At 71.7% G+C, this 11,286-nt stretch carries 10 protein-coding genes and 1 pseudogene; all 11 read left to right on the top strand.

Annotation, left to right across the window (positions count from 1 at the left end; genetic code table 11):
* Positions 1 to 592 (top strand): annotated as a pseudogene (locus KBX39_RS00995) (cell wall anchor protein); the annotation flags it as partial.
* A 100-nt stretch (positions 593 to 692) separates the two neighbouring features.
* Positions 693 to 1,403: a demethylmenaquinone methyltransferase gene (locus KBX39_RS00990; protein ID WP_064448431.1), complete on the top strand. Its 711-nt coding sequence runs from the start codon at positions 693 to 695 to the stop codon at positions 1,401 to 1,403.
* 76 nt (positions 1,404 to 1,479) lie between these two features.
* Positions 1,480 to 1,698, top strand: coding sequence for a hypothetical protein (locus KBX39_RS00985; RefSeq protein ID WP_030500769.1), 219 nt, complete (start codon positions 1,480 to 1,482; stop codon positions 1,696 to 1,698).
* A gap of 134 nt (positions 1,699 to 1,832) precedes the next feature.
* A complete protein-coding gene (locus KBX39_RS00980) occupies positions 1,833 to 3,107 on the top strand; it encodes a geranylgeranyl reductase family protein (protein WP_043330724.1) in 1,275 nt (424 codons plus the stop codon).
* 119 nt (positions 3,108 to 3,226) lie between these two features.
* A complete protein-coding gene (locus KBX39_RS00975) occupies positions 3,227 to 3,592 on the top strand; it encodes an NADH-quinone oxidoreductase subunit A (protein WP_013283601.1) in 366 nt (121 codons plus the stop codon).
* Between the two features lie 11 nt (positions 3,593 to 3,603).
* Positions 3,604 to 4,284 (top strand): NADH-quinone oxidoreductase subunit B family protein, encoded by a 681-nt coding sequence (locus KBX39_RS00970; protein WP_013283602.1) that lies wholly within the window; start codon positions 3,604 to 3,606, stop codon positions 4,282 to 4,284.
* On the top strand, positions 4,281 to 5,009 hold the full coding sequence (locus KBX39_RS00965) for an NADH-quinone oxidoreductase subunit C (protein WP_043327315.1): 729 nt from the start codon (positions 4,281 to 4,283) through the stop codon (positions 5,007 to 5,009). The genes KBX39_RS00970 and KBX39_RS00965 overlap by 4 nt, the downstream gene beginning before the upstream one ends.
* On the top strand, positions 5,006 to 6,331 hold the full coding sequence (locus KBX39_RS00960) for an NADH-quinone oxidoreductase subunit D (RefSeq protein WP_043327313.1): 1,326 nt from the start codon (positions 5,006 to 5,008) through the stop codon (positions 6,329 to 6,331). Before KBX39_RS00965 ends, KBX39_RS00960 begins: the two co-directional genes overlap by 4 nt.
* The gene (gene nuoE, locus KBX39_RS00955) at positions 6,328 to 7,443 is read left to right on the top strand and encodes an NADH-quinone oxidoreductase subunit NuoE (protein ID WP_043327311.1); all 1,116 of its coding nucleotides are present in this window, start codon (positions 6,328 to 6,330) and stop codon (positions 7,441 to 7,443) included. Before KBX39_RS00960 ends, nuoE begins: the two co-directional genes overlap by 4 nt.
* On the top strand, positions 7,440 to 8,756 hold the full coding sequence (gene nuoF, locus KBX39_RS00950) for an NADH-quinone oxidoreductase subunit NuoF (RefSeq protein WP_043327309.1): 1,317 nt from the start codon (positions 7,440 to 7,442) through the stop codon (positions 8,754 to 8,756). The genes nuoE and nuoF overlap by 4 nt, the downstream gene beginning before the upstream one ends.
* The gene (locus KBX39_RS00945) at positions 8,756 to 11,266 is read left to right on the top strand and encodes an NADH-quinone oxidoreductase subunit G (protein WP_210868758.1); all 2,511 of its coding nucleotides are present in this window, start codon (positions 8,756 to 8,758) and stop codon (positions 11,264 to 11,266) included. Before nuoF ends, KBX39_RS00945 begins: the two co-directional genes overlap by 1 nt.
* The last annotated feature ends 20 nt before the right edge of the window (positions 11,267 to 11,286 follow it).

Raw genomic sequence — 11,286 nt, 5'->3', positions numbered from 1 at the left:
CACCGTCGCCGAGCTGCCCGAGGGCTGCGTCGAGCAGAACCTGGGCGGCTTCGCCAACGCGTACTGCGAGGACCTGGGCGCGGTGCTCAAGCCCGGCCAGTACTACACCGCCGACGTGCAGGTGAAGGTCGGCGCGGACGTGACCGAGAAGCTGCTCCGGCCGGGCTTCGTCTGGGCCGCCGGGCTGGAGGCGGCCTCCGGCACGCCGGAGGAGCAGCCGAAGGCCGCCACCTCGGCGCAGCGTCGCGCGTTCTCCGAGGCCGACGACGGCGACAACACCGCCCAGTTCGACGTCTTCGTCGACCAGAGCCCGCAGTCGACCCCGAGCCCGACGCCGAGCGCTGAGCCGACCTCGACGCCGACCGCCCAGCCGACCCCGACCGGCAGCGTGACCGCGGTGCCGACGCCGACCTCCGGTGGTGGCGCGGGTGGCGGCACCGGCGGCGGTGGCCTGCCGGTGACCGGTATGCAGGTCGGCCTGATCGGCGGGATCGGCGCTGCGGTGGTCGCCGCCGGTGTGGCGCTGATGATGCTGTCCCGGCGCCGCAAGGTGGTGCTCGTCACGCCGGGCGAGGAGCGCACCGAGGACTGACACCGTCACCGTGGACACGGAGAGGGCGGGGTGGGCGACCACCCCGCCCTCTCGCGTACCCGGGGCGGGGCGGAAGGGGCGCGGCTGGCAGAGTGGAGGGGTGAGCCGTACCCCGCAGGGCCAGCGCGCCAGCCTGGACAAGCAGCCGCACGAGGTAGCCGCGATGTTCGACGGTGTCGCGGCCCGCTACGACCTGACCAACACCGTGCTCTCCTTCGGGCAGGACCGGTCCTGGCGGCGGGCCACCCGGGCGGCGCTCGGGTTGGCGCCGGGCGAGCGGGTGCTCGACGTGGGCGCCGGCACCGGCGTCTCGACCGAGGAGCTGGCCCATTCCGGGGCGTACGCGGTCGGCGCCGACCTGTCGCTGGGCATGCTGTACGCGGGCAAGCGCACCCGCCCGTCGGTGCCGCTGCTGGCCGGGGACGCGCTCCGGCTGCCGTTCGCCGACGCCAGCTTCGACGCGGTGACCATCTCCTTCGCGTTGCGCAACGTCAACGACACCGACGCGGCGCTGCGCGAGCTGGCCCGGGTGACCCGGCCGGGCGGGCGGCTGGTGGTCTGCGAGTTCAGCACCCCGGTCAACCCGGCGTTCCGCACCGTCTACCTGTCGTACCTGATGCGGTCCTTGCCGGCCGTGGCGCGCGCGGTGTCCAGCAACCCCGACGCCTACGTCTATCTGGCGGAGTCGATCCGGGCCTGGCCGGACCAGCCGGCGCTGGCCGCGCGGATCGGCGCGGCCGGCTGGGGCCGGGTGGCGTGGCGCAACCTGACCGGGGGCGTGGTGGCCCTGCACCGGGCCGTCCGAAACTGACCGGCCGACCAGGCGCTAGCCGGTCATTTCGTGAATATCCGGTTCTGGTCTACTTTGTCCCCGTAGGCTCGCCTGCATGACGGGACCAGACCAGGCCGCCACCGACGACGACGCCGCCGAGCTGATCGCCCAGCTCCGCGAGTTGGCCGGCGCGGATCCCGCTGATGTCCGGCAGGTCGTCGCCGAGGTGCTGGCGGCGCTCGACCGTGCGGCAGGTGGCGCGTTGCGTGACCACCTGCCCGAGGCGATCCGGCTCGACGCCGGGCTCGGACCGGCCGCGCCGGCTCGCCCCTGACCGGTTTCGGCCCGCCTACCGGCCCGTTTCCGCGAAGTTAGGCCCCCCTCAACGCGTCCTGGTGTAACAGCGGTCATAGACTCCATCCGGATGGGCTTGTGAAGCATTTCACGAGCATGCGGGAGGAGGCGCGGATGACCGCGGTGGAGAACGACGCCGACGTCATCGTCGTGGGCGCCGGTCCCGGAGGATCGGCCACGGCGTACCACCTGGCGCGGCACGGCGTACGCGTGCTGCTGCTGGAGAAGACGGAGTTTCCCCGGGAGAAGGTCTGCGGCGACGGGCTCACGCCCCGGGCCGTGCGCCAGCTCATCCGGATGGGCGTGGACACCTCGCCCGAGGCCGGCTGGCTGCACAACAAGGGCCTGCGGGTGATCGGCGGCGGGGTGCGCCTGGAGCTGGACTGGCCCGACCTGGCGAGCTTCCCCAACTACGGCCTCGTGCGGACCCGGCTCGACTTCGACGACCTGCTCGCGCAGCGGGCCGTCGCCGCCGGGGCGAAGCTGCGCACCAGCGTCAACGTCCTCGGCCCGGTGCTCGGCGCCGACGACCGGGTGATCGGCGTGCAGGCCGAGGTCGGCCCGGACAAGGAGCCCGCCACCTTCCACGCGCCGCTCGTGGTCGCCGCCGACGGCGTCTCCGGCCGCTTCCCGCTCGCCCTCGGGCTGGCCAAGCGGGAGGACCGCCCGATCGGCGTGGCGGTCCGCCGCTACTACCGCTCGCCCGCCAAGCACGACGACGACTACCTGGAGTCGTGGCTGGAGCTGCGGGCCAAGGGCAGCGACGCGCTGCTGCCCGGCTACGGCTGGATCTTCGGCCTCGGCGACGGCCGGGTGAACGTCGGCCTCGGCGTGCTGAACTCGTCCTCGGCGTTCGGCAAGACGAACTACCGCAAGCTGCTCACCGACTGGCTCGCGAACACCCCCGAGGAGTGGGGGATGACCGACGAGTCCAACGCGGAGGGTCCCACCCTCGGGGCCGCGCTGCCGATGGGCTTCAACCGGGTCCCGCACTACACCCGCGGGGTCCTGCTGGTCGGCGACTCCGGCGGCATGGTCAACCCGTTCAACGGCGAGGGCATCGCGTACGCGATGGAGTCCGGCGAGATGGCCGCGGAGGTCATGGTGCAGGCGCTGGCCCGCCCGGCCGGCGCGGAACGGGAGCGGGCGCTGATGGCGTACCCGCAGGAGCTGAAGGCCCGCTTCGGCGGCTACTACCGGCTCGGCGGCGTGTTCGTGAAGCTCATCGGCCGCCCCGAGATCATGCGGATGGCGACCAAGCACGGCATGCCGCACCCGATGCTCATGCGCTTCGTGCTCAAGCTGCTGGCCAACCTGACCGACCCGCGCGGCGGGGACGCGATGGACCGGGTCATCAACGCGATGACGAAGGTGGCCCCGGCCGTGTAGAAGACGACCGACCACGAGCCGGACAGAGATCGACCCCCCGACGACCGAGGTCTCAGGGACGTGAATAGTGTGATTTTGGCCAACCACCGAGGTCAGGGAAGGACGAGCAGGGGACAACGATGACGCTCTCTCCTTACGCACCCATCATCGGGCTGTTCGCCCTCGCTGCGGCGTTCGCGCTGTTCTCCGTGGCCGCTGCCCGACTCGCCGGCCCGCGGCGTCTGAACAAGGCCAAGCTCGAGGCGTACGAGTGTGGCATCGAGCCGAGCCCGCAGCCCGTCGGCGGCGGCCGGTTCCCGATCAAGTTCTACCTGACGGCGATGCTCTTCATCGTCTTCGACATCGAGATCATCTTCCTCTACCCCTGGGCGGTCTCCTTCGACGCTCTGCCGATCTTCGGCTTCGTGGAGATGGTCCTGTTCATCGTCGCGGTCTTCGTCGCCTACGCCTATGTCTGGCGTCGCGGCGGCCTGGACTGGGACTGAGGAGGTAGCAGATGGGCATCGAGGAGAAACTCCCCTCCGGCGTCCTGCTCACCAGCGTCGAGAAGCTGGTCAACTGGACGCGGAAGACCTCGGTCTGGGGCGCGACGTTCGGTCTGGCCTGCTGCGCCATCGAGATGATGGCGGCGGGCGGCCCGCACTACGACATGGGCCGCTGGGGCATGGAGGTCTTCCGGGCCTCGCCCCGCCAGGCGGACCTGATGATCGTGGCCGGCCGGGTGAGCCAGAAGATGGCCCCGGTGCTGCGCCAGATCTACGACCAGATGGCCGAGCCCCGCTGGGTCATCTCGATGGGCGTCTGCGCCAGCAGCGGCGGCATGTTCAACAACTACGCCATCGTGCAGGGCGTCGACCACGTCGTCCCGGTCGACATGTACCTGCCCGGCTGCCCGCCCCGGCCGGAGATGCTCATCGACGCCGTGCTCAAGCTGCGCGAGAAGATCATGCACGAGCCGCTGGGCCCGAACGGCCGCAAGATGCTGGAGGCCCGCCAGGCGCGCGGTGACGTGCCGGTCGTGCCGTACGGCTCGATGCCCTCGTCGTACCGCAGCGACAAGGCCCGCCGTGCCGAGTGGACGAAGGCCGTCCGCGAGGGGCGCGAGGAGCAGCTGCGGATCGAGAACTGGATGAAGGCGCAGAACCACCTTCAGGCGTCGCATAGGGGCCCGAAATGAGCAACGACAAGACCAACGACGGCGGGGTGCCGGTGCCGACCACCCCGGTCGGGGCCAGCTCCACCGCTCCGGCCGAGTACCCGCCGGCCAGCCCGGCCGGCCGGGGGATGTTCGGCAACCAGGGCACCGGTGACGTCTCCGGCTACGGCGGGCTGGTCCGCCAGCGCAAGCCGATCGAGGAGGCGACCCGCCCGTACGGGAGCTACTTCGACGAGGTGCGGGACGCGCTGGAGGAGGCGTACCCGGACTTCAACGACGCGATCGAGAAGGTCGTGGTCGACCGGGGCGAACTGACGCTGCACGTACGCCCGGAGCGCATCGCCGAGGTCTGCCAGGTGATGCGCGACGACCTGTCGCTGCGCTTCGAGCTGCTCTCGTCGCTGTCCGGCGTGGACTACCTGGGCGCGGAACGGCGCCTGCACGTGGTCTACCAGCTGACCTCGATGACCTACCGCCGCATCGTCCGGCTGGAGGTGGCGGTCTCCGCCGAGCAGCCGCACGTACCGAGCGTCACCGCCGTCTACCCGACCGCCGACTGGCAGGAGCGGGAGACGTACGACATGTTCGGCGTCGTCTTCGACGGCCACCCCGCCCTGACCCGGATCCTCATGCCGGACGACTGGGAGGGTCACCCGCAGCGCAAGGACTACCCGCTCGGCGGCGTACCGGTCGAGTACAAGGGTGCGGAAATCCCGCCGCCGGACCGTAGGAGGTCGTACCAGTGACCACGTCTAACTACGCGACCGAGCGCGAGACCACCGAGGGCAAGGTCTTCACCGTCACCGGCGGGGACTGGGACGAGGTCGTCTCCGGCACGGACCCGATCAACGACGAGCGGATCGTCGTCAACATGGGCCCGCAGCACCCGTCCACCCACGGCGTGCTCCGGCTGGTCCTGGAGCTGGAGGGCGAGACGGTCCGCGAGGCCCGCTCGGTCGTCGGCTACCTGCACACCGGCATCGAGAAGAACCTGGAGTACCGCAACTGGGTCCAGGGCTCGACGTTCGTGACCCGGATGGACTACCTCTCCCCGCTGTTCAACGAGACGGCGTACGCGCTCGCGGTGGAGAAGCTGCTCGGGATCACCGACGACATCACCGAGCGCGCGAACACCATCCGCGTGCTGATGATGGAGCTGAACCGGATCTCGTCGCACCTGGTCTGGCTGGCGACCACCGCCATGGAGCTGGGCGCGATCAACATGATGCTGTACGGCTTCCGCGAGCGGGAGTACGTCCTCGACATCTTCGAGACCATCACCGGCCTGCGGATGAACCACGCGTACGTGCGGCCGGGCGGCGTGGCGCAGGACGTGCCGGACGACGCGATCCGCAAGATCCGCGACTTCCTCCAGCTGATGCCGAAGCGGCTCAAGGAGTACGAGAACCTGCTCTCCGGTCAGCCGATCTGGCTGGAGCGGACGCAGAACGTGGCGGTGCTCGACGTGACCGGCTGCATGGCGCTCGGCGTCACCGGCCCGGTGCTGCGCTCCGCCGGCCTCGCCTGGGACCTGCGCAAGACCATGCCGTACTGCGGCTACGAGACGTACGAGTTCGACGTGCCGACCCACACCGACGGTGACGTGTGGGGCCGCTACCTGGTCCGGGTCGCGGAGATCCGGGAGTCGCTGAAGCTCGTCGAGCAGGCGCTGGACCGCTTGAAGCCGGGCCCGGTGATGGTCTCCGACAAGAAGATCGCCTGGCCGGCGCAGCTCGCCATCGGCGTCGACGGCATGGGCAACTCCCTGGAGCACGTCGCGAAGATCATGGGTCAGTCGATGGAGTCGCTGATCCACCACTTCAAGCTCGTCACCGAGGGCTTCCGGGTCCCGCCGGGCCAGGTGTACGTCGCCGTCGAGTCGCCCCGTGGCGAACTCGGCGTGCACGCGGTGTCCGACGGCGGCACCCGGCCCTACCGGGTGCACTACCGGGAGCCGAGCTTCGTCAACCTCCAGGCCCTCCCGGCGATGGCCGAGGGCGGCCTGATCGCCGACGTGATCGCCGGCGGCGCCTCGCTGGACCCCGTGATGGGTGGTTGTGACCGATGAGCACGTTCACTGAAGAGACCCGGCTCCGGGCGCGGGAGATCATCGCCCGGTACCCGGCCGACCGGTCCCGCTCGGCGCTGCTGCCGCTGCTGCACCTGGTCCAGTCCGAGGAGGGGTACGTCTCCCCGGCCGGTGTCGAGTTCTGCGCCGAGGTGCTCGGGCTGAACAAGGCCCAGGTCGGCGCCGTCGCCACCTTCTACACCATGTACAAGCGCAAGCCCACCGGTGAATACCTGGTCAGCGTCTGCACCAACACCATGTGCGACGTGCTCGGCGGGCAGAAGGTCTACGACGCCCTGGCCGAGCACCTCGGCGTCGGGCACGAGGAGACCACCGCCGACGGGAAGATCACCCTGGAGCACGCCGAGTGCCTGGCGGCGTGCGACTACGGCCCGGTCATGACCGTGAACTACGACTTCTTCGACAACGTGGAGCCGCAGGGCGCGCTCGACGTGGTCGAGGAGCTGCGGGCCGGCGGCCGGCCGATGCCGACCCGGGGCGCGCGCCTGTGCACGCTCAAGGAGATGGCGGTCCAGCTCGCCGGTTTCGCCGACGAGCGGGACGGCGCGGTGGCCGACGGCGGGCCGGGCGAGCCCAGCCTGCGCGGCCTGCGCCTGGCCGAGCAGCACGGCGTCTCGGTGCCGGGCTTCGACCCGAAGACCCCGATCCGCAGCAAGGCCGAGGCCGACCGGGCCGCCGCCGAGGCGAAGGCGAAGGCCGAGGCCGCGAAGCCGGCCCCCGCGCCCGAGCCGGCCAAGGCCGCCGAGCAGGTTTTGCCGGAGGCGGCCACCGGCAGCACCGCGCCGGACGTGAAGGCGCCGGACGCCAAGTCGCCGCAGGTGCGTACCGCCGAGACCCGGCAGCCGGACGCGGCCACCGCCGTACCGGACGCGCCGGGCACCAAGATCCCGGTGGACGGCCCGCCGCCGGTGCCGCGCGACGCGCAGGCGGCGGAGGCGGCCGGCACGGCGGCGAACCCGCCGGCCGGCGACGGCAAGCCCGCCGGCGACGCGGCCGGCGCGCAGGAGCGCAACCTCAAGGAAGCGGAGGCCGGTACGGGCGCGGACGGCGCCGACCCGGCGGACGCCAACGGATCGGGGGTCCGCAAGTGACCACGCCTCGGCCGGAGACGCTGGCCAAGCTCACGCCGGTGCTCACCAAGCGCTGGCTGTCGCCGGACGCCTGGCGGATCGGCACCTACGAGAACCTGGACGGCTACGCCGCCCTGCGCAAGGCGCTCAAGGCGCACCCGGACGACCTGATCCAGCTGGTCAAGGACTCCGGGCTGCGCGGCCGTGGCGGCGCGGGCTTCCCGACCGGCCTGAAGTGGGGCTTCATCCCGCAGGGCGACGGCAAGCCGCACTACCTGGTGGTGAACGCCGACGAGGGCGAGCCGGGCACCTGCAAGGACCTGCCGCTGATGACCTACGACCCGCACTCGCTGGTCGAGGGCGTCATCATCGCCTCGTACGCGATCCGGGCCAACCGGGCGTACATCTACATCCGGGGTGAGGCCGTGCACGCCGCGCGGCGGCTGCGCAGCGCGGTCGCCGAGGCGTACGCCAAGGGCTACCTCGGCCGGAACATCCTCGGCTCCGGGTTCGACCTGGACCTGGTGGTGCACTCCGGCGCCGGGGCGTACATCTGCGGTGAGGAGACCGCGCTGCTGGACTCGCTGGAGGGCTTCCGCGGCCAGCCCCGGCTGCGCCCGCCGTTCCCGGCGACCCACGGCCTGTACGCCAGCCCGACCGTGGTCAACAACGTCGGCACCATCGCCAGCGTGCCGTACATCGTGCTCGGTGGCGCGGACTGGTGGAAGACGATGGGCACGGAGAAGTCGTCCGGCCCGATGATCTACTCGCTGTCCGGCCGGATCGCGAACCCGGGCCAGTACGAGTGCTCGATGGGCATCACGCTGCGCGAGCTGATCGAGCTGGCCGGCGGGATGAAGCCGGGGCACAACCTGAAGTTCTGGACCCCGGGTGGCTCGTCGACGCCGCTGCTGACCGCCGAGCACCTGGACGTGCCGCTGGACTTCGAGGGGGTGGCGGGGGCCGGCTCGATCCTGGGCACCACCGCCACGCAGATCTTCTCCGACCAGGACTGCCCGGTGTACGCGACCTACCGGTGGCTGGAGTTCTACCACCACGAGTCGTGTGGCAAGTGCACCCCGTGCCGGGAGGGCAACTACTGGATGGTCCGGGTCTACCGGCGCATCCTGTCCGGCCAGGGCACCCACGAGGACCTGGACACCCTGCTCGACACCTGCGACAACATCCTCGGCCGCTCGTTCTGCGGTCTGGGTGACGGCGCGACCAGCTCGGTCACCTCGTCGCTGAAGTACTTCAAGCAGGACTACCTCGACTACATCGAGGGACGTACCGCTCCGAAGCTGTCGGAGAAGACCCTGGTAGGGGCGCACTGATGACCGACGTAGCCAAGCAGACCGAGACCGTCACGCTGACCATCGACGGCGTCGAGGTCACCGCCCCCAAGGGGGCGCTGCTGATCCGGGTCGCCGAGCAGCTGGGCACCGAGATCCCCCGCTTCTGCGACCACCCGCTGCTGGCCCCGGCCGGCGCCTGCCGGCAGTGCCTGGTGGAGGTGGAGGGCCAGCGCAAGCCGGTCGCCTCCTGCACCCAGACCGTCGCCGACGGCATGGTGGTGCGGACCCAGCTCACCTCGCCGGTCGCCAAGAAGGCCCAGGAGGGGGTGATGGAGCTGCTGCTCCTCAACCACCCCCTGGACTGCCCGATGTGTGACAAGGGCGGCGAGTGCCCGCTGCAGAACCAGGCGATGTCCACCGGCCGGACGGACTCGCGGTTCCACGAGCACAAGCGGGAGTACCCGAAGCCGCTGCCGATCAGCACCCAGGTGCTGCTCGACCGCGAGCGCTGCGTGCTCTGCCAGCGGTGCACCCGGTTCTCCGAGGAGATCGCCGGGGACAAGTTCATCGACCTGATGGGCCGATCCTCGCACGAGGAGATCAACATCTACCGGGACGAGGAGTACGGCGAGGAGGGCGACGAGGGGGACGTCCCGTTCAACTCGTACTTCTCCGGCAACACCGTGCAGATCTGCCCGGTGGGCGCGCTGACCGGCGCGCAGTACCGGTTCCGGGCCCGCCCGTTCGACCTGGTCTCCACGCCGAGCGTCTGCGAGCACTGCTCGGCCGGTTGCGCCCAGCGCACCGACTGGCGGCGCGGGAAGGTGCTGCGCCGGCTGGCCGGCGACGACCCGGCGGTGAACGAGGAGTGGAACTGCGACAAGGGCCGCTGGGGCTTCCAGTACACCCGCGCGTTCGACCGGCTCAGCACCCCGATGGTGCGCGACGAGAAGACCGGTGAGCTGCGCGAGGCGTCCTGGAGCGAGGCGCTGACCCGGGCCGCCGAGGGGCTGCGCGAGGCCCGTGACGGCGCGACCGGCACGGCGGTGCTGACCGGCGGCCGGCTCACCGTCGAGGACGCCTACGCGTACGCGAAGTTCTCCCGGATCGCACTGCACACGAACGACATCGACTTCCGGGCCCGCCCGGTCTCCCGCGAGGAGGCCGACTTCCTGGCCAGCAGCGTCGCCGGGGTCACCGACGTGACCTACACGGACGTGGAGAACGCGCCCGCCGTGGTGCTGGTCGGCCTGGAGCCGGAGGAGGAGTGCCCGATCCTCTTCCTGCGGCTGCGCAAGGCGTACCTGAAGAAGAAGCTCACGGTGTACGCGATCGCGCCGTTCGCGACGCGCGGCCTGGAGAAGCTCGGGGCGAAGCTCGCCCGCGTGGTGCCGGGCGAGGAGGCCGGCGTGCTGGCCGAGCACGCCACGGTGGCGGAGGCGCTGGGTAAGCCCGGCGCGATCCTGATCGTCGGCGAGCGGCTGGCCGAGGTGCCGGGCGGGCTGTCGGCGGCGGCGGACGTCGCCCGGCGTACCGGTGCCCGGCTGGTCTGGGTGCCGCGGCGCGCGGGTGACCGCGGCGCTGTAGACGCGGGCTGCCTGCCCAACCTGCTCCCCGGCGGCCGTGTGGTCACCGAGCCGGCCGCCCGCGCGGAGCTCGGCGAGGCGTGGGACATCCCGGCCGGGGTGATCCCGAGCCAGGCCGGCCGCGACACCGACGGCATCCTCACCGCCGCCGCGAACGGTCAGCTCGGCGCCCTGGTGGTGGCCGGTGTCGACCCGGCCGACCTGGCCGACCCGCGGCTGGCCGAGAAGGCCCTGGACGCGGTGCCGTTCCTGGTCAGCCTGGAACTGCGGATGAGCGCGGTGTCGCGCCGGGCCGACGTGGTCCTGCCGGTCGCGCCGGTGGTCGAGAAGGCCGGCAGCTTCCTGGACTGGGAGGGCCGGCTGCGCACGTTCGAGAAGGTGCTGGACACCGGCGCGATGACCGACGCCCGGATCCTGGACGCGATCGCCGCGCAGCTCGACGTGCGGCTGGGCACCGGCGACGTGCCGAGCATCCGCCGCGAGCTGGGCACGCTGCCGCGTACCCGGGTCGAGCGGCCGTCGGCGCCCTCGGTCGAGCCGGCCGCCGTCCGGCAGCCGGGCGCGGGCGAGGCCGTGCTGTCCACCTGGCACCAGCTCATCGACCTGGGCAGCCTCACCGACGGCGACGAGCACCTCGCCGGCACCGCCCGCCCGCCGGTGGTCCGGCTGGGCAAGGGCACCGCCGAGTCCCTCGGCGTGGCCGACGGCGACGCGGTCACCGTCGGCACCGACCGTGGCGCGGTCACGCTGCCGGCGGCGATCACCGAGATGCCGGACGGCGTCGTCTGGCTGCCGACCAACTCGCCCGGCTCCACCGTGCGGCGCAGCCTCGGCGCGACGTCCGGTTCGCTGGTGAAGGTCTCCGTCGGCGCCGCCGGCGGTTCGGCCGTCCCGGCGGGGCGGGTCGCGGCGGACGCCGCGGACCGGCCGGGCCCGCTGCTGAACACCGGGAGTGCACAGTGAGCGCGCGCAGGCAACGAGCG

It is taken from the genome of Micromonospora sp. D75, from assembly GCF_018070405.1.
GTDB classification, from domain to species: domain Bacteria; phylum Actinomycetota; class Actinomycetes; order Mycobacteriales; family Micromonosporaceae; genus Micromonospora; species Micromonospora chalcea.
This window is presented reverse-complemented; position numbering and strand designations above follow the sequence as displayed.

What these genes read in the sequence shown, in the direction of transcription:
- KBX39_RS00975 (WP_013283601.1), top strand. Translation starts at nt 3,227, where the DNA reads ATGACGCTCTCTCCTTACGCACCCATCATCGGGCTGTTCGCCCTCGCT.
- nuoE (WP_043327311.1), top strand. Translation starts at nt 6,328, where the DNA reads ATGAGCACGTTCACTGAAGAGACCCGGCTCCGGGCGCGGGAGATCATC.
- KBX39_RS00980 (WP_043330724.1), top strand. Translation starts at nt 1,833, where the DNA reads ATGACCGCGGTGGAGAACGACGCCGACGTCATCGTCGTGGGCGCCGGT.
- KBX39_RS00970 (WP_013283602.1), top strand. Translation starts at nt 3,604, where the DNA reads ATGGGCATCGAGGAGAAACTCCCCTCCGGCGTCCTGCTCACCAGCGTC.
- KBX39_RS00945 (WP_210868758.1), top strand. Translation starts at nt 8,756, where the DNA reads ATGACCGACGTAGCCAAGCAGACCGAGACCGTCACGCTGACCATCGAC.
- KBX39_RS00965 (WP_043327315.1), top strand. Translation starts at nt 4,281, where the DNA reads ATGAGCAACGACAAGACCAACGACGGCGGGGTGCCGGTGCCGACCACC.
- KBX39_RS00985 (WP_030500769.1), top strand. Translation starts at nt 1,480, where the DNA reads ATGACGGGACCAGACCAGGCCGCCACCGACGACGACGCCGCCGAGCTG.